The 23872-nt window shown below is 63.7% G+C and carries 27 protein-coding genes, 2 tRNA genes and 2 pseudogenes; 11 read left to right on the top strand and 20 right to left on the bottom strand.

The annotated features are described in order from the left end of the window. Positions 1-12 precede the first annotated feature (12 nt). The 4 genes from greB to QRN67_RS01495 form a co-directional block, all read right to left on the bottom strand. Positions 13-588, bottom strand: coding sequence for a transcription elongation factor GreB (greB, locus tag QRN67_RS01510; RefSeq protein ID WP_285410008.1), 576 nt, complete (start codon positions 586-588; stop codon positions 13-15). A gap of 55 nt (positions 589-643) precedes the next feature. Then, positions 644-720 (bottom strand) — tRNA-Arg (locus QRN67_RS01505). 116 nt (positions 721-836) lie between these two features. Next, positions 837-913: transfer RNA gene (locus tag QRN67_RS01500), tRNA-Arg, on the bottom strand. A gap of 35 nt (positions 914-948) precedes the next feature. Further along, positions 949-1851 (bottom strand): LysR family transcriptional regulator, encoded by a 903-nt coding sequence (locus QRN67_RS01495; RefSeq protein WP_285410007.1) that lies wholly within the window; start codon positions 1849-1851, stop codon positions 949-951. A gap of 75 nt (positions 1852-1926) precedes the next feature. Between QRN67_RS01495 and QRN67_RS01490 the strand changes: the two genes are divergently transcribed. The 6 genes from QRN67_RS01490 (at position 1927) to QRN67_RS01465 (ending at position 8929) form a co-directional block, all read left to right on the top strand. Next, a complete protein-coding gene (locus QRN67_RS01490; RefSeq protein ID WP_285410006.1) occupies positions 1927-2796 on the top strand; it encodes an HpcH/HpaI aldolase/citrate lyase family protein in 870 nt (289 codons plus the stop codon). A 65-nt stretch (positions 2797-2861) separates the two neighbouring features. Beyond that, entirely contained in the window at positions 2862-3854 is a 993-nt protein-coding gene (locus tag QRN67_RS01485; RefSeq protein WP_285410005.1) for a tripartite tricarboxylate transporter substrate binding protein, read from the top strand. 15 nt (positions 3855-3869) lie between these two features. Then, positions 3870-5072 carry a CaiB/BaiF CoA transferase family protein gene (locus tag QRN67_RS01480; RefSeq protein ID WP_285410003.1) on the top strand — a complete coding sequence of 401 codons (1203 nt, stop codon included), beginning with the start codon at positions 3870-3872 and terminating at the stop codon, positions 5070-5072. A 3-nt stretch (positions 5073-5075) separates the two neighbouring features. Next, entirely contained in the window at positions 5076-5951 is an 876-nt protein-coding gene (locus tag QRN67_RS01475; RefSeq protein ID WP_285410001.1) for an amidohydrolase family protein, read from the top strand. A gap of 23 nt (positions 5952-5974) precedes the next feature. Beyond that, positions 5975-6940: a Bug family tripartite tricarboxylate transporter substrate binding protein gene (locus QRN67_RS01470; RefSeq protein ID WP_285409999.1), complete on the top strand. Its 966-nt coding sequence runs from the start codon at positions 5975-5977 to the stop codon at positions 6938-6940. 141 nt (positions 6941-7081) lie between these two features. Further along, entirely contained in the window at positions 7082-8929 is a 1848-nt protein-coding gene (locus QRN67_RS01465; protein WP_285409997.1) for a diguanylate cyclase, read from the top strand. 39 nt (positions 8930-8968) lie between these two features. Here QRN67_RS01465 and QRN67_RS01460 read toward each other — a convergent pair whose 3' ends face one another. Next, positions 8969-9187, bottom strand: a complete 219-nt coding sequence (locus QRN67_RS01460; RefSeq protein ID WP_285409995.1) for a hypothetical protein — start codon at positions 9185-9187, stop codon at positions 8969-8971. A 116-nt stretch (positions 9188-9303) separates the two neighbouring features. After that, complete coding sequence (locus QRN67_RS01455) at positions 9304-9507, bottom strand: hypothetical protein (protein WP_159053693.1); 204 nt, start codon at positions 9505-9507, stop codon at positions 9304-9306. Positions 9508-9988: 481 nt separating this feature from the next. Between QRN67_RS01455 and QRN67_RS01450 the strand changes: the two genes are divergently transcribed. Next, positions 9989-11308, top strand: a complete 1320-nt coding sequence (locus QRN67_RS01450) for a tyrosine-type recombinase/integrase (RefSeq protein ID WP_285409993.1) — start codon at positions 9989-9991, stop codon at positions 11306-11308. Positions 11309-11569: 261 nt separating this feature from the next. Here QRN67_RS01450 and tnpB read toward each other — a convergent pair whose 3' ends face one another. The 6 genes and pseudogenes from tnpB to QRN67_RS01420 form a co-directional block, all read right to left on the bottom strand. Further along, positions 11570-11908, bottom strand: a complete 339-nt coding sequence (gene tnpB / locus QRN67_RS01445; protein ID WP_285409992.1) for an IS66 family insertion sequence element accessory protein TnpB — start codon at positions 11906-11908, stop codon at positions 11570-11572. Further along, a complete protein-coding gene (gene tnpA, locus QRN67_RS01440) occupies positions 11905-12306 on the bottom strand; it encodes an IS66-like element accessory protein TnpA (RefSeq protein WP_285409991.1) in 402 nt (133 codons plus the stop codon). The genes tnpB and tnpA overlap by 4 nt, the downstream gene beginning before the upstream one ends. A gap of 54 nt (positions 12307-12360) precedes the next feature. Next, positions 12361-12738, bottom strand: coding sequence for an ATP-binding cassette domain-containing protein (locus tag QRN67_RS01435; protein ID WP_285409990.1), 378 nt, complete (start codon positions 12736-12738; stop codon positions 12361-12363). Next, positions 12728-12973, bottom strand: a complete 246-nt coding sequence (locus tag QRN67_RS01430; protein WP_285409988.1) for a hypothetical protein — start codon at positions 12971-12973, stop codon at positions 12728-12730. The genes QRN67_RS01435 and QRN67_RS01430 overlap by 11 nt, the downstream gene beginning before the upstream one ends. 121 nt (positions 12974-13094) lie before the next feature. Beyond that, on the bottom strand, positions 13095-13775 hold the full coding sequence (locus tag QRN67_RS01425) for a Crp/Fnr family transcriptional regulator (protein WP_285409987.1): 681 nt from the start codon (positions 13773-13775) through the stop codon (positions 13095-13097). 62 nt (positions 13776-13837) lie between these two features. Then, a pseudogene (locus tag QRN67_RS01420) lies at positions 13838-14062 on the bottom strand (MFS transporter); the annotation flags it as partial. Positions 14063-14461: 399 nt separating this feature from the next. On the opposite strand from QRN67_RS01420, the gene QRN67_RS01415 reads away from it, so the two are divergent. Continuing rightward, on the top strand, positions 14462-14680 hold the full coding sequence (locus QRN67_RS01415) for a hypothetical protein (protein WP_285409986.1): 219 nt from the start codon (positions 14462-14464) through the stop codon (positions 14678-14680). Between the two features lie 63 nt (positions 14681-14743). Here QRN67_RS01415 and QRN67_RS01410 read toward each other — a convergent pair whose 3' ends face one another. The 8 genes from QRN67_RS01410 to QRN67_RS01375 all read right to left on the bottom strand — a co-directional run bounded on the left by QRN67_RS01410 (position 14744) and on the right by QRN67_RS01375 (position 21069). Continuing rightward, on the bottom strand, positions 14744-14956 hold the full coding sequence (locus QRN67_RS01410; protein ID WP_285409984.1) for an aldehyde dehydrogenase family protein: 213 nt from the start codon (positions 14954-14956) through the stop codon (positions 14744-14746). 38 nt (positions 14957-14994) lie between these two features. Next, positions 14995-15990, bottom strand: coding sequence for a Bug family tripartite tricarboxylate transporter substrate binding protein (locus tag QRN67_RS01405; RefSeq protein WP_285409983.1), 996 nt, complete (start codon positions 15988-15990; stop codon positions 14995-14997). Between the two features lie 63 nt (positions 15991-16053). Next, positions 16054-16809 (bottom strand): amino acid ABC transporter ATP-binding protein, encoded by a 756-nt coding sequence (locus QRN67_RS01400; protein WP_285409982.1) that lies wholly within the window; start codon positions 16807-16809, stop codon positions 16054-16056. Next, entirely contained in the window at positions 16806-17567 is a 762-nt protein-coding gene (locus tag QRN67_RS01395; protein WP_285409981.1) for an amino acid ABC transporter permease, read from the bottom strand. Before QRN67_RS01395 ends, QRN67_RS01400 begins: the two co-directional genes overlap by 4 nt. A 3-nt stretch (positions 17568-17570) precedes the next feature. Continuing rightward, positions 17571-18269: an amino acid ABC transporter permease gene (locus QRN67_RS01390; RefSeq protein ID WP_285409979.1), complete on the bottom strand. Its 699-nt coding sequence runs from the start codon at positions 18267-18269 to the stop codon at positions 17571-17573. A gap of 27 nt (positions 18270-18296) precedes the next feature. After that, on the bottom strand, positions 18297-19115 hold the full coding sequence (locus QRN67_RS01385; protein ID WP_285409977.1) for an ABC transporter substrate-binding protein: 819 nt from the start codon (positions 19113-19115) through the stop codon (positions 18297-18299). A gap of 38 nt (positions 19116-19153) precedes the next feature. After that, positions 19154-20359 carry an aminotransferase class I/II-fold pyridoxal phosphate-dependent enzyme gene (locus tag QRN67_RS01380; RefSeq protein WP_350226803.1) on the bottom strand — a complete coding sequence of 402 codons (1206 nt, stop codon included), beginning with the start codon at positions 20357-20359 and terminating at the stop codon, positions 19154-19156. Between the two features lie 44 nt (positions 20360-20403). Beyond that, positions 20404-21069, bottom strand: coding sequence for an RraA family protein (locus tag QRN67_RS01375; RefSeq protein ID WP_285409975.1), 666 nt, complete (start codon positions 21067-21069; stop codon positions 20404-20406). Between the two features lie 125 nt (positions 21070-21194). On the opposite strand from QRN67_RS01375, the gene QRN67_RS01370 reads away from it, so the two are divergent. The 3 genes and pseudogenes from QRN67_RS01370 to QRN67_RS01360 all read left to right on the top strand — a co-directional run bounded on the left by QRN67_RS01370 (position 21195) and on the right by QRN67_RS01360 (position 23833). Beyond that, the gene (locus QRN67_RS01370) at positions 21195-22097 is read left to right on the top strand and encodes a LysR family transcriptional regulator (protein ID WP_285410152.1); all 903 of its coding nucleotides are present in this window, start codon (positions 21195-21197) and stop codon (positions 22095-22097) included. Positions 22098-22328: 231 nt separating this feature from the next. After that, positions 22329-22628, top strand: a pseudogene (locus QRN67_RS01365) (copper amine oxidase); the annotation flags it as partial. Positions 22629-23224: 596 nt separating this feature from the next. After that, on the top strand, positions 23225-23833 hold the full coding sequence (locus tag QRN67_RS01360) for a substrate binding domain-containing protein (RefSeq protein WP_285409973.1): 609 nt from the start codon (positions 23225-23227) through the stop codon (positions 23831-23833). The last annotated feature ends 39 nt before the right edge of the window (positions 23834-23872 follow it).

Genomic DNA, 23872 nt, shown 5'->3' with positions numbered 1-23872 from the left:
GGCGTGGCGTTGTTACGCCGCGGCCGGGCGCGGCGCCGGATAGCTCACCGACAGGATCTCGACCTCGTGCGCGCCGCCCGGCGTCACGAGCTTCACCACGTCGCCCTCGCGCGCCTTCAGCAGCGCCCGCGCGATCGGTGAAATCCAACTGACCTGCGACTTGGCGCTTTCCGCCTCGTCGATGCCGAGGATCGTGACGCTCCGCTCGTCGCCGGTTTCGTCGGCATAGCGGACCGTGGCGCCGAAGAAGACCTGGTCCCGGCCATGATGCACCGACGGATCGGTGACCTCGGCGATTTCGAGCCGCTTGGTAAGAAAACGGATGCGGCGGTCGATTTCGCGCAGGCGCTTCTTGCCGTAGAGATAGTCGCCGTTCTCGGAGCGGTCGCCGTTCTTGGCAGCCCAATGCACTGTTTCGACGATCTTCGGCCGCTCTTCGTCCATCAGGTGCAGCAGCTCGTCGCGCAGCCGCGCGTAGCCGTCGGGGGTGATGTAGTTCTTGCCGCCCGCGGGCAGCGGAGGCGATGCGCCATCGGCGCCGTCGTCGTCCCCGTCTGTTTCGGTTTCCTTGGTGAATGCCTTGCTCACGCAGATCCTCCAAATGAAAAAAGCCCGCAACTTGCGTTGCGGGCTTTCCTTGTAGTGGTGCGGCTGGCAGGAATTGAACCCACGACCCCTTGGTTCGTAGCCAAGTACTCTATCCAACTGAGCTACAGCCGCACAGCTTGCAATTATAGCCTGCCTTTTTCACCCGATTCTTGGTTTTCCGGAGCGAACAAGGCGGAGCCCACAAAGAAAAAAGCCCGGAAGACGAATCTTCCGGGCTTTTCAACAGGTGGTGCGGCTGGCAGGAATTGAACCCACGACCCCTTGGTTCGTAGCCAAGTACTCTATCCAACTGAGCTACAGCCGCTAAGCTCTCGATTATAGCCTGCTTTTTTGAGCCTCTCAGGTTGCGGCACTTCTGCGTGAAGTTCTCTTGCCTCCGCTGACCTGCCCCGCGCTGTCCACGAAGCCCTCGATCAGCCTCAGACGCGGCGATGCGCGCAGCCACAGCACACCGAAGCGCCGAGGCTCCGAAGGCAGCGGCAACGCGATCTTGGCGATGCGCTGGCCTTCCAGCAGCGGCGATGCGATGTCCGGCACGATCGAAACGCCGAGCCCGCGGTCGACCATCATTGCAATCGCCAGCAGCGAGCTGAGCTCGAAGCGCTCCTGCGGCACGATGCCCGCGGCGCGCAGGTAACGGTCGGCCTGCTTGCCGCCGCCAAGGTTGCGGTCGTAGCGGATCAGCGGCGATGTCCTCAGCAGTTCGTGCGGATCGCGCCGCGCCAGGCGGCTGGGCGCGAGCAGCACCAACGGCTCTTCGCGCAGCAACGACCAGTCGAAGGTCTTCGGCAGCGCGAAGGTCGGATGGAGGCACACGGCCGCGTCGAGCTCGCCCTGCGCCAGCGCCTTGTGCAGCGTGGCGGTGGTGCCCGACTGCAGGAACACCTTGGCGCCCGGGTGCGCCTTCACGAAGTGCGCCAGGATGTCCGGCAGCAGGCTGTGAATGGCGGTGTTGATGGTGCCCACCAGCAGCTCGCCGCCGGCCGCATCGCTGCCGAGCAGCGCCTTGATGTCGCTCACCTCCCTGAGCAGGTTGCGACCGCGCTGCACCAGCTGGTGCCCCGCCTCGGTGGGTTGCACCGTGCGGCCGGCGCGCGCGAGCAGCGGCGCGCCGAGCTCGCGCTCCAGCGCGCGGACCTGCTGTGCCACGGCGGCGGGCGTGAGGTCGAGCCGGCGCGCGGCCTCAGACATCGAGCCGGACTCCACCACCAATAGAAAGCTGTGCAGGTAGGCGGTTTCCATGAAGATAGATTTTCTATGATCTGATCATAGAAAGCATGTGTTTTTCTAATCTCATGGACTGCGGACACTGCAGGCATGAGAAGCAAGCTTTTTGTTCCCGGCACACGCCCCGAGCTGTTCGCCAAGGCGCTGGAGAGCGCCGCCGACGGCATTTGTCTAGACCTGGAAGATGCGGTCTCCGAAGCGCGCAAGGACGAGGCGCGCGACCGTGTGCGCCAGCTGCTGGCGGGCGTCGATGCGGCAGCAGCCGGCAAGACCCTGATCGTGCGCGTCAACGCGATGGACACGCCGCACTTCGAGCACGACGTGGCCGCGGTGGCGATGCCCGGCGTGCACCTGGTCAACCTGCCCAAGCCCGAGAGCCCGGCGCACGTGCAGGCTGCGGCACAAGCCATCGAGCGTGCCGAGCGAACGCATGGCGTGACAACACCCATCGGCCTGCTGCTGAACATCGAAACGCCATCTGCCCTGCGCATGGCCTCGCAGCTCGCGCTCGCGCATCCCCGCGTGAAGGGGCTGCAGCTGGGCCTCGGCGACCTGTTCGAACCGCTGGGCATTGCGCGGCGCGCGCCGGAAGCGATCCAGCAGGCGATGTTCGCGGTGCGCATCGCCGCAGGCGAAGCCGGTGTCTACGCCTACGACAGCGCATTCGCCGACATCCGCGATGCCGAAGGCTTTCGCGCCGAAGCGAGGCTCGCGCGCAACCTCGGCTTCCTCGGCAAGACCTGCATCCATCCGAGCCAGGTCGCCATCGCGAACGAAGTGTTCCGCCCCACCGACGAGGAAATCGCGCACGCGTCCAAGGTGGTCGAAGCGGCCCGCGAGGCGGACGCCAAGGGCATCGGAGCCTATGTGGTGGACGGAAAGATGATCGACATCCCTTTCGTGCTTCGCGCACGCGCCATCGTCGAGAGCGCGCGCGGGCTCGGGCTGCTGCCCGGCTGAACGCACGGGCCTTGCCCCCTCGGCGAGGCACGCATACACACAAGAACCAGGAGACAAGACACACCATGCGCATTCCCACCATCCTTCGACCAGGCGCCCTCGCAGCCATTGCATTCGCCGCTGCATGCCTGCCCGGCGGCACGGCGTTCGCACAGCAGGCGGCCTATCCGTCCAAGGCCATCACCATCGTCGTGCCCTACCCCGCGGGCGGCTCGAACGACACCTTTGCGCGCCAGATCGCCAAGGAACTCGGCGACGAGCTCAAGCAGCCCGTGATCATCGACAACCGGCCCGGCGCCAGCGGCAACACCGGCACCGCGCAGGTGGCGCGCGCCACGCCCGACGGCTACACGCTGGTGGCGGTGTCCTCCAGCATGACGACCAATGCGGCCGTGCAGTCGAAGCTGCCTTTCGATCCGGTGAAGGGCCTCGCGCCCGTGGCGATGTTTGCCAAGGGCCCGTTCATCGTCGCGGTCAACAACGAGTTTCCCGCGAAGACGCCCGCGGAGCTGATCGCAGCCATCAAGGCGAAGCCGGGCCAGTACAACTACGCCTCCTCGGGTTCGGGCAGCGTCAACCAGTTCGGCACCGAGCTGCTCAAGGCCAAGGTAGGCGACTTGCAGATCGCGCACATCCCCTACAAGGGCATGGGCCCGGCCGTGACCGACCTGATCGGCAACCAGACCCAGCTGCTGATTTCCAGCGGGCCGTCGCTGCTGCCGATGGTGCGCGCGGGCAAGCTGCGCGCCGTCGGCATCACCAGCCTGAAGCCGAGCCCCGTCGCGCCCGACCTCACGCCGATGTCCGCCGCGGTGCCCGGCTACGAGTTCGAGCTCTGGTGGGGACTGCTGGCGCCGGCGGGCACGCCGGGCGACGTGGTCGCGAAGCTCAACCAGGCCGTCAACCAGATCCTGGCCCGCCCCACGATCGCGGCCAACTTCCTGCGCGAAGGCGCGATCGCCACGCCGCTCACGCCGGCGCAGTTCGGCACTGTGATCGCCGACGACGTGGAGCGCTGGAAGAAGCTGGCCAGGCAACAGAACATCACCGCAGACTGAGAAGAGAGAAGACCCATGAGCCTCGCCCCACCCCACGATGCCGGCAACGACGCGCGCCTGCCCCCGCGCAGCGGCCCCGCGGGCCCGCTGAGCGGACTGCGCGTGCTCGACCTGAGCGCCTACATCGCGGGTCCGTACGGCTGCTCGCTGCTGGCCGACCAGGGCGCGGAGGTCATCAAGATCGAGCCGCCCACGGGCGACAACCTGCGCAAGTACCCCTCGACGCTGGAAGCGGAGAGCCGCGCCTTCATCGGCGTGAACCGCAGCAAGCTCGGCGTGGTGCTCGACCTGAAGAACGCGGACGACCTCGCCGCGCTGAAGACGCTGGTGGGCACGGCCGACGTGCTGGTGCACAACTTCCGGCCCAGCGTGCCGCCGCGGCTGGGCATCGGCTACGAGCAGCTGAAGGCGCTCAACCCGCGCCTGATCTACTGCGCCGTCACCGGCTATGGCGAGACCGGCCCGCTGCGCGAGAAGGCCGGCTACGACCAGGTGCTGCAGACCATGACCGGCATGTGCGCGCTGCAGGGCCAGCGCGGCGGTCCGCCCGAGATCCTCTACGGCTCGGTGGTCGACTACTACGCGGCCGCGCTGGTGGCCGCCGGCGTGGCCTCGGCCCTGTACGAGCGCGAGAAGAGCGGCGTCGGCCAGTATGTCGGCGTGTCGCTGCTGCGCTCCGCGCTCACCATGCAGTCGGCCCGCATGGTGTGGGCCGAAGGCGAGCCCAAGGACGTGGGGCGCGACATGCGCTCCGGCGGCATCACCGGCCTGCATCCCACGCGCGAGGGCTACCTGTACATCTCCGCCAACACGCCGCATTTCTGGCAGGCGCTGTGCGCCAAGGTCGGGCTGCCCGAGCTGGCGGTCGACGAGCGCTACGACTCGGTGCGCAAGCGCGCGCAGCATTCCGCCGAGATCGTCCCCCGGCTGCGCGCGGCGCTGGCCGAACGCAGCGCGCTGGAGTGGGAAGAGCGCTTCGGCGAAGACGTGCCCTGCGCCGCCGCGCGCACTGTCGAGGACATGTTCGACAACCCGCAGGTGCTGGCGGAAGACATGGTGACGAAGTTCGCGCACCCCACGCTCGGCAGCTACCGCGGCTTCACGCGGCCCGTGCAGTTCGGCCGCACCCCGGGCCCGGAGCCATTCGCGGCGCCGACGCTGGGCCAGCACACTGGCGCCGTGCTGGCCTCTCGCGGCAAAGGAACCGGCCAGGGCTGAGCCATGGGCCTCGAGATCGCCTGCGCCAACAGCGGCGGCACGCAGCGGCCCATGAGCAACGCGCCGGAGGGCGCCTGCGATGCGCACATGCATGTCTACGACCGCCGCTTCGCGCTGCATGCCCCGCCCGATGCGATGGTCGACGACGCCACCGCAGACGACTACCGCCTGCTGCAGCGGCGCATCGGCACGCAGCGCACCGTCGTCGTGCAGCCGCGCATCCACGGCACCGACAACAGCGTGACGCTCGCGGCCATCCGCGCGCTCGGCGCCTCGCGTACGCGGGGCGTGGCGGTCGTGCGTCCCGAGGTGGGCGACGACGAGCTCGTGCGGCTGCACGCAGGCGGCATTCGCGGCATCCGGTTCACGCTCTACACACCGACCCACGCGACCACCGATTTCTCCATGGTCGAGCCGCTCGCGCACCGCGTGCACGCGCTCGGCTGGCATGTGCAGTTGCACTGGAGCGCCGACCAGATCGCCGAACACGCGGCCCTGCTCGAGCGGCTGCCCTGCACCATCGTCCTCGACCACCTCGCGCGGCTTGCGCTGCCGGATGCGCAGGCGCACCCCGCCTTCGCGGTCGTGCGCCGGCTGCTGGACAACGGCCGCACCTGGATCAAGCTGTCCGGCGCCTACCTCGATTCGAAGCTGGGCGCCGAAGGCGGCTACGCCGACACCACCGCCGTTGCCCGGGCCTGGGTGCGGCATGCGCCCGAGCGCGTGGTTTGGGGCAGCGACTGGCCCCACCCCACCGAGCGCGGCGCCAAGCCCGACGACGCGCAGTTGTTCGACCTGCTTCACCAATGGGTGCCCGACGAAGCCGTGCGCCGCCGCGTGCTGGTCGACAACCCGGCGCGGCTCTACGACTTTTCCTGAACCAAGAACATCGAGACATCGGCATGAAGAAGACAACACGCGTCCTGAAGACGATCGCGGCCATCGCCGCCTGCGCGCCCCTGCTGGGCTGGGCGGCATGGCCCGACAAGCCGATCCGCATGGTCGTGCCCTACGCGGCCGGCGGCGGCGCCGACAACACAGCGCGCATCGTCGCGCAGCAGATGAGCGCGGCGCTGGGCCAGCAGATCGTCATCGACAACAGGCCCGGCGCGGGCGGCGTGATCGGCGAAGACAACGTGGCCAAGGCGGCGGGCGACGGCTACACGGTGCTCTACGACGCATCGGCGTTCTCGGTGAACCCTGCGCTGCGCAAGCTGCCCTTCGACGCGGCGAAAGACTTCATTCCAGTGTCGCTGGTGGCCACCGCGCCGCAGATCCTGGTGGTGCCGGAGAACGCGCCCTACAAGACCGTGGCCGAGTTCCTGGACTTCGCGCGCAAGAACCCCGGCAAGCTGAGCTTCGCATCGGCGGGCGGCGGCACCGGCTCGCATCTTGCAGGCGAGGCGCTGAACGAGCAGGCCAAGGTCAACCTGATGCACGTGCCCTACAAGGGCGGCGCACCCGCGCTCACCGACCTGATGGGCGGGCAGGTGTCGGCGTACTTCGGCAACGCGGCCTCCACCCTCGGCTATGTGAAGTCCGGCAAGCTGCGCGCGCTGGCCGTGAGCTCCACCCGACGCGTGACGGCCCTGCCCGACACGCCGACGCTCGGAGAGTCGGGCCTGCCGGGCTACAACGTGGTCGAGTGGAACGGCGTGTTCCTTCCGAAGGGCACGCCGCCCGACATCGTGCAGAAGCTCGACAAGGCGGTGCAGGCGGCGGTGAACGATCCCACGGTGCGCCAGAAGCTGCTGCAGCTCGGCCTCGAACCCGCGGGGACCACGCCGGAGGCATTCGCGAGGTTCGTGCAGGACGAGACGGGCCGGGTGAGTGCCCTGGTCCGGGCACGCAACATCAGGGTCGATTGAACCAAGGGTTTACCCTTGGTCATTGCCACTATCTCGCAAAAGAGAGGCAGATAGTGATGCCGCGCAGCCGGCCGGTGCGAACAAGCGCCATGCTTTTCCCCGAGAATCCGCCGTTTTGCCCGCTCCGCTGCAGCACATCCCATGATGTCCCGCCTCTTCCTACGCGGCGCCGCCGATACGCGCCTTGTTTGGCGCCTGCTGGTGGCCGCCGCGCTCGCGCTGTTCCTGTCAGCCGTCGCCGCCGCCCAGCCGGCCGGTGACGCGCAGCGCGGGCCGCTGCTGATACGGCACCAGCCGAACGGGCTGCCGGCCGTGCGGCATCTGCAGGTGTTCGAGGACAAGACGCGGTCGCTGAGCATCGAGCAGGTGCGCACGCCGCCGCAGGAGGCCAGGTTCGCCTTCCCGGACGACCCGCTGCGGGGCAAGGAATCCGACCGCGTGCTCTGGTTCAAGCTGCAGATGCGGCTGGCCGACCCCGCCGAAGCCTCGCGCGAGTGGCTCATGCTGGTGCCGACGGTCTCGACGCACGACCTGCGCTTCTACGGCCCCTACGACGCAGACGGCCACGCGCTGGCCGCTCCGGTCACCACCGGCATGCGCTACCCGTGGGCGAGCCGCCCGGCCGCGTCCGAACAGATGGCATGGCGCTTCCGGTTGCCCGGCCCGGGCACCTACGACGTGTACTTCCGGGTCGAATCGACCTTCGCGCGCATCTACGACGTTTCGGTCTGGGACCCGGCCGACTACCTGCAGTCCACGCAGGACAAGCGCATGTTCGACGGCGTGACCTACGGCGTGCTGATCGGCCTGATGGTGTATGGGCTGGTCCTGTTCAAGGTGTTCGGCGAGGGGCTGTACGGCTTCTACATGCTGTCTTGCGCCTGCGGCGTGCTGGCCCTCGGCAGCATCAACGGCCACGCCTTGCGCTACCCCTTCGCCCACTGGCCCGCGGCGGCAGGCTTCGCCTACACCGCGGGGCCGGCGCTGTGGGCCATCTGCAAGCTGCAGTTCGGCAGGCGGCTGCTGCGGCTGCGCCATTTCGCGCCGCCGCTGGACTGGCTGGTGCAGGCCTTCACCGTCGCGCTCGCGCTGGCCATTCCGTACGCCAACTGGGGCGCACATCCGCTGATGACCTTCCGGCTGGTGCAGATCTCGGTGATTGCATCGACCGTGGTGATGGTGATCGGCGCGCTGATCGCGATGCGGCGGCGCTACTGGCCGGCGGTGCTCTACTTCTTCGGCGTGGCGCTGCTGCTGGGCGGCATCGGCGCGATCGTGGTCGCGAGCTGGGGCTGGATCGAGTGGGCGCCGAACCAGATGAACGTGTCTCAGGGCGCGCTGGTGGCCGAGCTGATCGTGTTCGCCGTGGCCATGGGTTCGCGGCTGCAGCTCGTGCTGCGCTCCGAGCAGGCGCTCACCGCACGCACGCAACAGTTGGTGGAGGCCCTGGGCACCGACGCGCTGACCGGCGCCGCCAGCCGCGCCGGCTTCGAGAGCCGCGGCGAGGAACTGCTGGACAAGGGCCAGCCTTTCGCCCTGATGCTGCTCGACCTGGACGGGTTCAAGGGCGTGAACGACGCGCACGGACACGCGGCCGGCGACCAGGTCCTCATCGCCATCGCCCAACGGCTTCGCGCGCAATTGCGCAAGGACGACGTGGTTGCCAGGCTGGGCGGCGACGAGTTCGCGGTGCTGGTGCTCGGCACGCCCTCACGCGACGCCATGAGCCTCATGGCCCGCCGCATGATCGAGGCGGGCTCGCAACCGGTCGAATACGAGGGCCGCAGCGTCACGGTCGGCATGAGCCTGGGGATTGCCTGCCGCCCTGGCGACGGCGACACCCTGGCCCGGCTGCTGCGCGCGGCGGACAGGGCGATGTATCACGTCAAGCAGCACCGTGCGGGCCCGGCGTTCACCTTCGCATCGGACCTTGCCGCCCAGCCGGGTTCGCTGAGCGCCGATGTGATCCCGCTCGAACGTACGGGTTGAAGGCTGGAATAGCCCCGGGCCGCCCTCGAGGCGGCTTTTTCATGTGCATTGCTTTCGCAACCGGTTCAGTTCTGCTCGACCCTGCGGAGTGATGCGCAGGATGACGGCGGGGGGCTTCGAACCGTCGCTGGGCACCGGAAGATTCGCATCGATGAAGTTCGCCGCGGCGAGCACGGCCGCGCAATTGATGTCAGCCTCTTCGAGAACGGCGAGGGGAAAGTGCGCCTCCTCGATGCGACGCAGGAAATCCATCGGCATTGCAAATCCTCCACACAAGGTTTCGCTTGCGGGTATCGGTGCTCCCCGCTTTCAATCATTCCACGCTTCGTCCGGCCCGCTTGTAGGCTTGCGCCCACCGTTGCGGCCACCCCCGATCAGCACTGCTGCGGGTACGTGATCTCGAGAGGATGAAACGGCAGGCCGGCATCCGTCCCCTGGAGTTTCACTTTCACGAGATCCCCGCTCATTCCGGTGATGACACCGCGCCGGCCATTGATTTCGACTGCGCCACCACGGCGCGCCGGCACCCCGAATTTCGCCCGGATGGCGGCAAGGTTGTCGGGCTTCTTGATACGCACTATTGGTCTTCAGCCTGCGGGGAGGCTGCCTTTTGAGTTTTGTTAACCCAAAGTACTACTTTTCTTGAGTTTCAAAGTCGGACAAGCACCCGAGCCTTTGTGCTGGAGACCGCACCGGGGCAAGCCACGAGCCGAGGCGGCCGCAGGGCCTGCTCGGCCAAATGACTGAAGTCGGGAAGAAGGCGAAGCCGCTCCGCTGGGTTGCGGAGAGCGTTCATGGATTGCGGTGCAACGCCATGGAAATAGCGAAGCACGGAATCCGGAAGATACGGGGGGGTGGTAGGCCGTGAGTGGCTTGAACACTCGACCAACGGATTATGAGTCCGAAATTGCCGGATTCCATGGGAATCAGTCGGACACCAAAACACCTCTAAGTTATTGATTTATATAGAAACACCATCCGAGGCATTCCGATCCGATCCGAGGCCATCGGCAAAAAATCTGGCAATATTCTGGCAACGGCATTTTTGAGATCCCCCAGATGGCTGCTGCCTCACCCACTTTCGGCCAACTAATCAACGCACTCTCACCAGGCGTGTTCAAGACCATCGACAAGGTCAAACCCAGCGGCACTTTGCAGGCGCGAAAACAAAAAAACGGGGCCGTCAGTTTCTACTGGCGATACAGCATCGGCGCCAGCAGCGAGCGCGTTTCGATAGGCTTGTATGACTCTTCAGCCTCGCCGAAAAGCCTCACCGCGACAGCGAAGGGCTATTCGGTGGCTGCCGCAGTTCGCGCCGCGGAAACACTCTCGATCGAGCATCACGAGCACAAGGAGGAAGGAGGCCGTCCTGCTCTGCTCGAAGCAAAGCGAGCGGCGAAAGAAGCTGCAGCATCTGCGGCGAAGACAGCCACTGAAAACACGCTTGCGCAGCTCCTCGACCGCTATGCGGATCATCTGGAGAAGCTAGGACGGAGTTCACATCGCGACGCCCGCTCAATCTTCGACCTGCACGTGAAGCAGGCGTGGCCAAAGATTGCAGATCTTGCGGCCAACAAAGTCTCAGGGGTTCACATCGCCGGCATGATGCGAAGGCTCGCGCTCGCGGGGAAGGGCCGTACCGCAAACAAGCTGCGAAGTTACGTACGGGCGGCATATCAAACCGCCCGCGCCTGGCGCTCGAAAGCCAGCATCCCCGAGCACTTCAAAGTGTTTGAGATTGAGCACAACCCAGCCGCAGAGACTGAACCTGATGAGACGCAAAATCGGTCAGCAAAAGATCCACTCACGGCAGATGAGCTTCGCCACTACTGGGCCGCCATCCGAGAGATGAAAGATTTCAAAGGTGCCGTCCTTAGGCTCCATCTTCTGACTGGCGGTCAACGTATCCAGCAGCTTGTAAAGCTTCGCACCGCCGATTTCGATGAGGAGCAGATCATCTTGTTCGACGGCAAGGGCCGCCCTGGCAAGCCTGCACGAGAGCACTCGATCCCACTAGTACCGGAAGCCTTCAGCGCGTTGAAGTCGTGCGACCCACAAGGAATTTACGCTATCTCGACAGACGGAGGTAAGACACATCTTGCGGCCACAACTCTCAGCAAATGGGCGAAAGAGGCGGCTTGCGGCATTCCGGACTTCCAGGCCAAGCGAATTCGATCCGGAGTCGAAACACTTCTCGCCAGCGCAGGCATCAGCAGCGATATCCGCGGACGCCTTCAATCTCACGGCATTGCTGGCGTCCAAGCTCGCCACTATGACGGCTACGACTATCTTTCCGAGAAACAACTAGCCCTAGACACATTGCATTCACGACTCACTGAGCGCGGTGTTCGCATCAAAGCGACAAACAAGCGCAGCTAGGATATACGGACGTGAGAAGTGCAAGTGCCTGGTCGCGTTGCGCAAGGACACGGCCATGCTCGGCCAGCTGCTGCTCCTGGTCTTGCAGACGCTGGAGTAAACAACCAACCAGCGCTGCTGTCTCGGCGGAAAGTCCCGAAGGATTCGCTGTAGGAAGATCACGCACGCCAAGCATGCGTTGAATGATGCCAGTGCACGCCGATGCCAACATCGGCACATCCACCGTCAACGCTTGGGGCAGGTGGCGTTGGCGCCGGCTCCTCAGGCTCGCGTGATGACGCTCAGCTCGGGAAGCCGCTGCCACGGCAAACCCAGGACCAACGCATCGAACTGCGCAGGTGTGAGCGACAGCAAAGGCGTCGCATCGGTCGTGCCGGGCCAGACGAAGCGCCCCGCGTTGAGCCGGCGCGCCGCGCACCACACGCCGAAGCCGTCGTGCACCAACAGCTTGACGCGGGTGCCACGGGCGTTCGCGAACAGATAGCCATGATGCGCCTGCGCTGCGCCGAAGACTTGCACGACGCGCGCCAACAGGCGCTCGGCGCCGGCGCGCATGTCGATCGAATCGGCGGCCAGCCACATCGCGTCGATGCGGATCATCGAAGCAGCTCGCGCATCCAGGCCGCGCACTCGCTGGCGGCACTCGCCGGCCATGTCACGGTAACCGCTATCGGCCCACGTCGCAGCTCGATGCGAACGTCCGGGACATGAGCCGGCTGCCCTGGTGGCGGCAAGCTGACCGGGACGAACACTGTCTTGGCTTCTTGCGCCTTCGGGGTCTCGGCGGTGGTCGCGCTGACGACGGTGGTTGCCGAGTTCATCTCTGCGTCGCGAACCCATCGGCGCAGCAGATTCGCGTTGACGCCTTGAGCCATTGCCACCGCCGCCATCGACATGCCCGGCTGCATGCAGCTGGCCACAGCGTTCGCCTTGAATTCGTCGCTGTGAATGCGACGTCGCCGACGTGTGCCGGCTTGTTGATCGGGGATAGTGCTCACGTGTCCACCAAGAGTTGTTGATGGGGACTAGGCTCCTATGCTCCGAGCAGGCTTTCAAGATCGTTGGACTGGACGCTCACTCTTGCCGCGCGGCCCGCCGACGAGTTCGCCGACCGTCAGGTTCTCCGCCACCGTCATGCACGGGAACACCTCGCGGCCCTGTGGCACGTAGCCGATGCCGAGCCGCGCACGCGCATCGCTGGGCAGCGCCGCGATGTCGCGCCCCCGCAATTGCACGCTGCCGCCGCGCGTGCGCAGCAGGCCCATGAGGCAGCGCATGGTCGTCGTCTTGCCCACGCCGTTGCGCCCGATGAGGCTCACGATCTCGCCCTTGTGCACGCTCAGGTCCACGCCCTGCAGGATCGGCGTGGCGCCGTAGCTGGCCTTGAGTCCGCGAACGTCCAGCACCAGCGGTGCGTCTTCAGTACTCATTGGTTTTTCCCAGATAGATTTCGGCCACGCGCGGGTCGGCGATGACCTCACCAATGGAGCCCTCGGCAAACACCTTGCCGAAGTGCAGCACCGTCACGCGCTGCGCGATCTGGCGGATGAAGGCCATGTCGTGCTCCACGACCAGCGCCGTCATGCCCTGCGCGTTGAGCGTCTGGATGAGCTCGCCGGTCTTTCCCCGTGCAGGTGCAACGACCGTGAGGACGAATCCGACCAAGACCGCGAGGACTCTGAACTTGAAGGCGTTCTCAGCCGGTATCCCCCCGCGGGTTCCTCGTCGGCATTCTTCGTCCAATGCACAACGACGACAACCAGTCTGAAGTGACCACCTCTTTCGTTCAACCGTCCAGCGTTTGAGGATCATCGATAGACGAACCATCCGGCGCAGGCAACAGTTCGGGGGAATCTGTTGAGGCGAGATCAAGACGCACGTGAATTCCCAGCCCGTCCCGCCGGACGACGCCACGACTCTCCAGGTCGCGCATGGTCTTGTTAACCACTTCTCGTGAGAGTCCTGAATAGGAGGCAATCACCGACTGAGTGATGCGCTTGTCGTAGCCGCCCGAACTGACGGGCGCAAGTTCCGTCAATTCATGAAGCACCCCGCTGACCAATGCCGCTGCGGGTAAGGAGGAGATGCGTCGCATTTGCCTACGCAGCAAACCCATCCGCTTCGTAGTGAGGTCAATCAACGCCATCGCCATCTCGGGATTCTTCGAGCAGAGTGCGCGCACCGCCGCAACGGGCACGATGTACACCGACGAAGGCAGCGCGGCAACAAGCGAAGACACCGCTTGGTAAGAACCGTCGCTGAGCAGAGGTCCATAAAAAAGATCTCCCCCTCGGATGAAATCGGTGGTGACGTCACCGCTGCCGGCACTACAGCGTGCCACGACCCGCAGCAACCCGCCGGTTACCCAATACGTGCGATCAGTCCATTCGTCGGCTTCAATCACCAGATCGTTGCGTCGGTAAGACCGAAACTCACTGCATTGGATCAACGCCTTTCGATCCGTCATGCTCAAGCTGCTAAGAAGAGGATGCAGATACATGACTGAAGGGGAACACGGCCCGACTTCTGGATCGCGACGTCGAGCGGATCACTCACAGCGCTCGCCTTCACCAGACTGGGCAACCAAAAACTCACGCCGTAGAGGCCCATCGTGAAGAAGAAATAGATGCCGCTGAGAAGAAGCACCTTCGGGTTGGTGAGGACGTCCTTGGTCGAGTGCAGCTGATGGCCATGCTGCTCGGCAGCCAGATCGCTCTGGATGCTTGCCTTTTCGGTCGCGGCCAGCCACTTGGCCAATCCGGCTTTAAAGCAACCACGCTGCTCTTGATCCCATCAGGCCGCCGCGGGCCATGCACACGGTCGAGAACGGACACAAGGTCGACCGGGACATATTTCCCGTAATGAGCCTTAACGATGGCCAGTCGATATCTCTGACGGGGCATCGAACAGTTAATGCTCCCGAGACAAAGATAGAGGCTGTCTGCGACCGCAGCTTTGCCGGCTTCGCCATTCGCTATGCAGAATGAGCCAATCGGCATTCCTGGTCAGCACGGAATAAGAGTGATCATTTCAGCTGACACCCAGGGAACGTCTGATCAGGTGCACCGATAACCAATCTGAACGCTGATCACGCAGCTGAAGGAGCGCCAACGATGAGCCATCACCGTTGCCCGAGTCACGCAGGCAGGAGCAATGCCGATCGACACATTCGCGGTCATGTCTGAGTTGATGAACACTTGGGATCGTCCGGAGGCAATGGATTTCGCGAAGGTAATGGTTGATCACGTCGTTCCCGCCTATGGAGCGTTGATGGAACAACGGAGCTACTCACTGCGGCTTGTCGTCGTTGAAGGCGGTCATCCATGCATCGAAGAGACCAGCGAACGCAGCCTCTGCACCAGAGGGGCTTGATCGAGATCGCTTGGAGAAGCAATCACTCCTTGAGACTGATGACCCGCGATTGAGTCACAGACTTCAACCCGTCCATCCCGAACTCGCCCCGCACCCCGATCGCTTCACGCCGCCAAAGGGAACCATGGGATGCAAGGCGCCATGCTGGTTGATCCAAACGGCGCCGGCCTGGATCCGCTTCGCGACGGCCACGGCGCTCGCGCTGTCCGACGACCAGACCGAGGTCCCCGGGTCCCACGCGGAGCCGATTGACGCTGGCGATCGCCGTCTCGACATCACGGTACTTGATGATGGGAAGCACGGGGCCGGACAGCTCACTCCAGTTTCGCGCCCGACGCTCGCACAAGTTCCGCAGCTTCGGGCATCTGCTTTTTGACGAACCCCCAGAATTCATTGATCGACATCGGCTTGGAGGGAAAGGCTCCCTGTTCGACAAACTGCCTTTGCACGTCGGTGTTGGCCAGCGCCTTCGCGAGCGCAGCGTTCAAGGATTCGAGAACAGGCCTCGGCGTGTTTGCAGGCGCGACCAGGCCATACCAATTGTCGGTATAGAAGTTCTTTACGCCCGCTTGCTCGAAAGTCGGCACATCCGGCAACGAAGGCAATCGCTGACGCGCCGCAACGGCGAGCGCGCGGAGCTTGCCAGAACGCACGAATGGCGTCGCACCAGTCGTGATGATCATGTCCACGCGGCCAGCCATCAGTTCCGTCATCGCAGGTGCGGTGCCTTTGAACGGAATGTGAGCGACGTCGATACCGGCGAGATTCTTGAACGTCGCGGCTGCCATGTGCTGCGACGATCCAACTCCGCCGGAGCCGTAGTTCAGCTTGCCCGGATGCTGTTTGGCTGCGTCGATCAGATCTCGGACTGTCCTGTACGGTGAGCTTGCCGACACGAGAAGAGTGCCGGGCGAAGTATTGATGAGACCCACCGGCGCGAAGTCCTCAATGGGTTTGTAGCCGAGCATCGAATACAGGGCCGGATTCCATCCGTGGGAAGCGACTGTCGCCAGCATGATGGTGTAGCCGTCGGCCTTCGCCCTGGCCGTCAACTCCGAACCAATGTTGCCGCCGGCGCCTGGCCGGTTGTCGATGACGATCTGCTGGCCCAGCACGCTCGACATCTGTACCGCGATCGCCCGGGCCACGTTGTCGGCTGGTCCACCCGCGGGCCAGCCGACGATCATCGTGATGGGGCGCATCGGAAATGCAGCCGCTTGCGCGAGCGCATCGCCCCGAGAAATCAGGAGGCTCGCCGTCAGAAGGAGTGCCTGCCGGCGGTCGATTTTGATAAGGGTTCTGGGTCTCATGCAATGTCTCCGTATTCTTCCCATCGGCGCACGACGAACTGCGGGTCGGCTTCCCGCCGCTCGCTAGTGCGAGCGCAGATCCGCGAGAAACTTTTGCGCGCGTTCGCTGCGTGGATTGGAGAAGAACTCACCGGGCAGGCCCGTTTCCACCAGGCGACCTTGATCCATGAACCAGACGCGATCCGCCACTTCCCGCGCGAAGTTCATTTCATGGGTCACACACATCATCGTCATGCCGTCACGTGCCAGTGATTTCATCACCTGCAGCACCTCGCCGACCATCTCGGGATCCAGCGCGCTCGTCGGTTCATCGAACAGCATGGCTGGCGGGTCCATGGCAAGCGCCCGCGCAATCGCCACGCGCTGCTGCTGCCCCCCCGACAACTGACCCGGAAATGCGTTTGCCTTCGAAACCAGGCCCACGCGATCGAGCAATTCGAGCGCTCGAGCTCGCGCCTGTTCCCGCTTGTGCTTGCGAACGGTCATGGGGCCCAACATTATGTTGTGGGCGACTGATAGATGCGGAAACAGGTTGAAGCTCTGGAACACGAAACCAACCTGGCTTCGGAACATGTTGACGTTGACCGACGGCGCATGCACGTCCTGGCCGTTGAAACGGATCGTCCCGCCCTGGATGTTCTCCAGCCGGTTGACAGTGCGTATCAGCGTCGATTTGCCGGACCCCGAGGGTCCGCACACGACGACGACTTCTCCCTTGTGCACCTGGGCACTGATGTCATTCAACGCCCGGTACTCGCCGTACCATTTGTTCACGAGGTCGAAGGCGATGAGAGGGGTATGGCTGGGCGATGTATTCATGCGGCTTGCTTCGGTACGGGAGACTGGCTTGCGACGATTGCGGAGCTGGTCGTCATCCGACGGGCCCCTTCGCGCCGATCGGCAATTCGGCGCTCCAGGAAGCGTGCGAACCGCGTGAGCGAGAAGCACAGGCAGAAGTAGATCGCCGCAAGAATGAAGTACACCTGAAATGGTTGAGTCATCAGCGAACTGTTGATCTGGTTGGCCGCGAACGTCACTTCGTTCACGCTGATCACGTACCCAAGGGACGTTTCCTTAATGGTCGAAACAAACTGGCTGACCAGCGCCGGCACCATGTTGTAGAGCGCCTGCGGGAGAACAACTTTCACCATCGTCTGCGTGTAGCTCAGGCCCACCGCGCGCGCCGCTTCGGTCTGCCCGCCAGGCAGCCCCTCGATGCCGGCGCGGACGATCTCTGCTAGGTAGGCAGCCTGGTAGATCACCAGCGTGATCACCATCGTCGTGAAGCCGCTGACCGTTCGGCCGGTCAGAACAGGTACGAAGAAGTAGACCCAGAAAATGAACATGAGCAACGGCACGCCGCGCACTCCGTAGATCACGGCGGCCGCCGGCATGCGCAGCCAGCGGAACGGACTGATCCGGGCCAGGGCGATGGCGACGCCGAGAGGAAATGCGAGCAGCAGTCCAAGAACGGAGAGAACCAACGTGACCGCCAACCCTCCCAATGGCCCGTTCGGGTACTGGCCCACGAGAAGCAGCGTGCCGTAGTCGCGCAGGATGAAGAGAACACTGTCCACGGCTCACCTCGTCCGGATGCGATAGCGGCTTTCAAGGCCAGCTCCCGCCGTCATGATCAAAAGAGAAACGCCTAGGTAGATCACCGTCGAGAGCATGTACACCTCGATGGTTTTGAACGATTGACTCTCGATCTCCCGCGTTGCGTAGGTCAGCTCCGCCACACCGATGGTCATGGCGAGACTCGTGTTCTTGAACAGCAACACCGAGTGGCTCACCAGCGTGGGCAAAGCAATCCGGAGCGCCTGCGGCAGTACGACGAGGCGCGAGGCTTGCAGGTAGGAAAGACCCATCGCGCGCGCCGCTTCCAGTTGCGACTTCGGAATCGACCGGACGCCGCCGCGCAAACCTTCGGAAACATAGGCCGCCATGCACAAGCCGATGGAGACGAAAGCCAGCAGGAACTCGCTGTTGTGTACATTGAGCCATTGCTGTGCAACTCGCGGCAGCAGCGCAGGCATGCCGAAGTACCAGAGGAAAATCTGCACGAGCATGGGGACGTTCTGGTGATACTCGACGTAGCTCGACACGAAAGCCTTGGCCACGCGGCTGTCCGCCATGCGAATCACCGCCAGCACCGTACCCAGCACGACGGCGAACAGCCATGCGGCCAGCGTGAGTTCGAACATCGTGAGCACGCCGTGCCATATCCATTGCGGATATTCGCCTCGCGACAGGACCGAGAAGTCGAGCTTGCTACCCATGACGTGCGTCCCGTTGCATGCGACCTATCAGCCCTTGATCGGCTCGATCTTGAAGCCGCGCTGCATCTTGTAGGACGTCCCGGTGCCCAGCCACTTGTCGAAGATCTGCCGTGCTTCGCCGGATTTTTCCATCGACTCCAGCGTGGCGTTCACCTGCTTGACGAAGGCCCCCTCTTCCTTGCGCATGCCGATGCCCCAAGGCTCCAGCATCAGGGAGGGCTCCAGCATGACGATGGGCACCGTGCTTTCGGACTGCTGGCGGAACTTCACGAGGTTGAGCTCGGAGACGGCAAACCCTTCAGCCTTCCCCTGCTGCATCGCGAGAAAGGCATTCGGCGGATCCTGGAAGGTGATGGTGGTTGCTCCGGGGATCATCTTGCGTACCAGCATCTCCGAACTGGAGCCCTTGACCGCGCTGACCCGCTTGCCCGTCAGATCCTTGAGAGAAGTGAATCCGCTGTCCTTGCGCGCAGCAACCTTCTGCTCGCTGGCAAAGTACTGATTGCTGAAGGCGATCTGCTCGGCACGCTCGGCGCTCCACCCCAGATTGGCGATCACGGCGTCCACCCGTCCCTGCTGCAGCTCGGGGATGCGAGCCGCCACCGAGATGAGCTTGAGTTCCAGCTTGACCCCCAGCGACTTGGCCAGTGCCTTGCAGAAGTCCACGTCGTAGCCTTCGACTTCCCGCGTCTGGGCGTTGGAAAAGCTGAACGGCTCGGCCGTACCCAGGGTGCCGCAGACGAAGGTTCCCTTTGCCTTGATATCGGCGAGTTGGTCTGCTTGCGCGAGGTTGGCCAACAGCGCCAGGCAGGCGCCGGCAATGAGGATCGATGCAGTCTTTTTCATAGGGCGACTCCGGGCAAGTTGAACGAAATGAGAGGACATCAGGAAAGATCGCGTACCGCGTCTTGCAGGAAGCTGCAGCCCTGCTCGATCACGTCGACGCCGGTGGCAAAGGACATGCGCAAGTGGTTGGGCATGCCGTAGGACGTTCCATCGATCGTCGCGACGCTGGCATGCTCGAGGAAGTAGTGCACTACGTCGACATCGGAAGAAAGAACGCTGCCCTCCGGCGTGGTGCGTCCGATCAATCCGGCCACGCTGGGGAAGACATAGAACGCTCCGTCCGGCGGAGCGCACTCGAGACCCGAAACCTCCCGCAGCAGCTGCACCATGCGGTCCCTGCGACTGCCGAACAAGGCCGCAGCCGCCCCGACCGACTCCTGTGGGCCTTCGAGCGCAATGACCGCTGCAGCCTGGCCTATCGAACTCGGGCACGACGTGCTCTGCGACAGCAGCATGGTGATGGCCTTGATCAACGACACGGGACCGGCGCCGTAGCCGATTCGCCATCCGGTCATTGCATAGGCTTTCGAGACACCGTTGATCAACAGTGTGCGCTCCGCCAGCTCAGGCAGTGCACCCAGCGGAGACACGTGCACTGCATCGCCGTAGACGAAGTGCTCGTAGATCTCGTCGGTCATCAGCCAGACGTGCGGGTGCCGCTTCAAGACCTCGCCCAGCGCCGCCAGCTCGCCGCGGGTATAGACCGCCCCCGTCGGGTTGTTGGGCGTGTTGAGAACCAGCCACCGCGTCCGAGGGGTGATGGCAGCGCCCAGCGCCGCTGGCGTCAACTTGAATCCCTCGCGCTGCGAGCTCGGCACCACGACAGCCGTACCGCCGTGAAGCGCCACCATGTCCGGATACGAGACCCAGTACGGCGCAGGCACGATCACCTCGTCCCCCGCGTTCAGCGTCGCGGCAAAGGCGTTGTAGATGATGTGCTTTGCCCCATTGCCCACGGCGATGTTCTCTGGCTTGAATGCCAGTGCGTTCTCGCGTTGCAGCTTGTCGGCGATGGCCTGCCGCAGGGCGGGCGTGCCGTTGGATGCGGTGTAACGGGTCTGCCCGGCCAGCAGGGCGGCCACTCCGCCGTCGACGATGTGGCGCGGTGTCGGGAAGTCGGGCTCGCCGATGGTGAAGTCGACGATGCGGCGGCCGGCCGCGCGCATGGCATCGACCCGGGTCTTCGCGGCCATGCTGGGTGAAGGTTTGACGCCGAAGAGGCGTTGGGCCAACAAGGTGCTCACAGGGGTCTCCGGAAAAGTTGAATGGGAGGGAGTGGCCGACGGGTTCAGAGGCCGTGGGGCGCAAACGCTTTGGTGAGCCAGGATTGCTCGACCTTTCCGTTGGCGATCTCCGCCTTGATCGCCGCCTCGAAGCGGGCGGTCTGTTCGATCGCGTCCAGCAGGCGGGCGGCCTCCGTCGGGGGGAAACTCACGATTCCATCGTCGTCGGCAACCACGATGTCGCCGGGCTGCACGATCTGCCCACCTACGCTCACGGGCACGTTGACGGCGCCAGGCCCGTTCTTGTAAGGCCCGCGGTGAATGGCGGCACGCGCATAGCAGGGGAAGTCGGCTTCGCGAAAGGCCGCTGCATCACGGATCGCGCCATCGAGGACGAGGCCAGTGCAGCCGCGCTGTTGCGCGTAAAGCATGATGAGTTCGCCCACCAGCGCATTGTTCGTATCCCCACCGCCATCGATGACCAGCACATGGCCTGGAGCGCACATCATCAGGGCCTTGTAGATCAGCAGGTTGTCGCCCGGGCGCGTCTTGACCGTGATCGCCGTTCCCACCAGCTTCCTGTGCCGGTGAAAACGATGCAACCCGACGATCCCGCTGAGGCGCTGCAGGTTGTCGCTGATGTGGGGGGTAGCCACTTCCCGAAACGCGGCCAGCACATTTTCCGGCGCGACGGGTGGTGCGGGGTGAATGGCAAAACTGGAAGCAACCATGGACATACGCCTCAACATCAATTCGATGGCGCAATTGTGAAAGTTGCCTAAAATTTCAAAAAGCGAAATTTTTCGGGAAATTTGGTGGAAAAAAAGGAAACCATTCAGGGTTTTTCCGGACCATGATGACCTTCAAGCAACTGGAAGCCCTTTATTGGGTTGTGCAGTTGGGCGGCTTCTCCCAAGCCGCCCGGAAACTGCACACCTCGATATCCGCGGTGTCGAAACGGGTGCACGAGTTGGAAGCAAGCTTCGACCTGGAGCTCTTCGACCGGTCCCAGCGCACAGCCCGCCTCACCGAAAAAGGCGAGGAAATGTTTGTATTGGCCAAGAAGCTCCTCGAGCACCGGGACGCCGCCATCGACCAGATCGGCAAGTCGGAGGTCATCGAACGCCGCGTGCGCATCGGCGTGACCGAGTTCACCGCCATGACCTGGTTGCACCGGCTGGTGGATGCGATCCAGCGCTACTACCCCAAGGTCACGATCGAGCCCGACGTGGATGCAAGCGGCAACCTGAAGGAGAAGCTGCTGGCGGATGAACTGGACCTGGTGCTCGTGCCGGACGTGTTCGCGGAAGCGCACCTGCCGAGCCATGTGGTCGGCGAGTTCTCCAGCGTCTGGATGTGCAAGCCGGGGTTCGTCGAGCCGGGAAAGGCCTTCCGGCTGCATGAATTGGCATCACGCCGACTGCTGCTGCAGGGCAGTCGGTCGGGCGCGGGCATGGCCCACAACAGCTGGATGAAATCGCTTGGCGTCCAACCGTCCAATGTGATCATCGTCAACAACCTCGTGGCGATGATCGGTCTGACCGCATCGGGTCTCGGCATCGGCTGCATGCCGGAGAAATGCCTGGCCCCGATGGTGGCCACCGGATCGCTGATGGTCATCGCGTGCACGCCGGCACCGCCTGTGATGAAGTACGTCGCGATGTACAAGGGAGATCAACGAAGCACGTTGATCTCCTCGATCGTGATGCTTTCCCAGGAGTGCTGCGACTTCAGTCGAATGTTCGAGATTTCCTCGTAAGCAATGAAGGCTCCTGCCACCGGCAGCAGCGATTGGTGCCGCCATGACACGGTGGCAACCGCCCTCGACCTTTCATAGGAGGTCTCATGCGCCCCGCGAAGGCCTGGTGCTCCGTCAGCCGGATACAGAGACGGCGTTGAAGCGCGTCCGATCGTCTTTCGCGCGAGCATCACCAACATGGGCGTGCCGTCCTCCGACAAAGAACTCAACCACTATTAGAAATGCGCTTTCGACGCCGGCGAATATGGATTGGGCCGCTTGGTCAATCAACTGCAACTCGGATGCGATTGCCTTGGCGCCATCACCTACTTCGACATCCCCGCGGCCGACGATTTCGGGTTGCCGTATGTGATGACGAACGCCGTGTGCATGCGCGAGGAAGGCTACGGCATGCTCTGGAAGCACTACGAATCCCGCTCAAGCGTGCTCGAGATGCGGCGGTCGCATCGGCTTGTGACCCGTTTCTTCTGCGCCGTCACCAACTACGATTGCGGATTCTTCTGGTACCTCTATCAGGACGGAACCATATAGTTCGAGGTCAAGCTCACCGGAATCATCCAGACAGCCGCGCTGGCACTTGGCCAGCGCTCTGCCACGGGCGGCACGGCGACACCGGAGATCTAAGGCCTCGCCCATCAACACTTCTTCAGTGCCCGGCTGCACATGATGGTGGATGAGAGAAGAACACGGTCGTCGAGGCGGAGTTCGCCCTCCGAGCGAAAGGAGATGGAAATGGCAACGTGTTCGATGCCATTTCCACCACGCTAACGATGGGGCACTTGGCGGCTCGTGAAGCCGATAGGCACACGGGTTGGTTCTGGAAGGTGGTAAACCCGAATGTGCTGGCAAGCTTGCGCCCCTGATCAGCGCTGGACATGTCGAGGCGCCGGCGCGGGTGGCCTTGGCACCAGCGACGAACAAAGCCGGGGTGCAGCAAAGCAAACAGCGCTTCAGCGTGCTGTACGCGGCCGTCGTGCTATCGCGTTCAGCTAGGCCAAGGGTTTCTGGGATTCACTACGCCCATTTGCTAAGCTCGCGGCCTACTTCATAGGCAACAGCGACAAGCCTATCGTGACCGTGTCAGCCTATAGACCTCACAGCAATGTGTACCGCTTTTTGCGGCACCTATGACGCCCTTTCGAGGAAAACTAAGAATTCGCCACCTCGAGATCGTCTTGTTGGTTGCGGATCAAGGCAGCCTATCCAAGGCCGCGTCCCTGCTGATCGCCGACCGCATCGACATCGCATTTCGCAGTGGATCCTTCCAAGACTCCAGCAATGTGATCCGGCGAATCTTCGCGAGCAACGGCGAACTGATCGCCAGTCCTGCCTATCTGGCGGCGCACGGCACGCCCACTGACCCCGAAGAACTGCGCGAGCATGAGTGCGTGGTGCAGTGCAATACCGGTAGCGGCGTCACATGGCACTTGCAGGACATGAATGGCATGCAGAAGGAGGTGCGCGTGAGGGGACGTTTCAACAGCAACGTACAAGAAGTTCTGCGCAAGGCCGCGTGCGCCGGCCTTGGCATCGCGGCACTGCCGTCCGTCCTGACTGCATCAGATATCGCGACGGGCAGGCTGGTGCGGGTGCTGCCGCAGTACACGCGGGCCGGCCGCGGCCTGAGCGTTGTCTACCCCAGCCGCCAGCAGCGGCCAATGGCAGTGGCGTTGTTCGCCGACATGGCCGTGGAGAAGCTCAGTCATCAGGATTGGGTGCCAATCAGCCAGCGATAGTGGGCACCGCGATCAGAGTGAACGATGGGCCGGGCGTTG

It is taken from the genome of Variovorax sp. efr-133-TYG-130 (assembly GCF_030208835.1).
Taxonomy (GTDB): Bacteria; Pseudomonadota; Gammaproteobacteria; order Burkholderiales; family Burkholderiaceae_C; genus Variovorax.
This window is presented reverse-complemented; position numbering and strand designations above follow the sequence as displayed.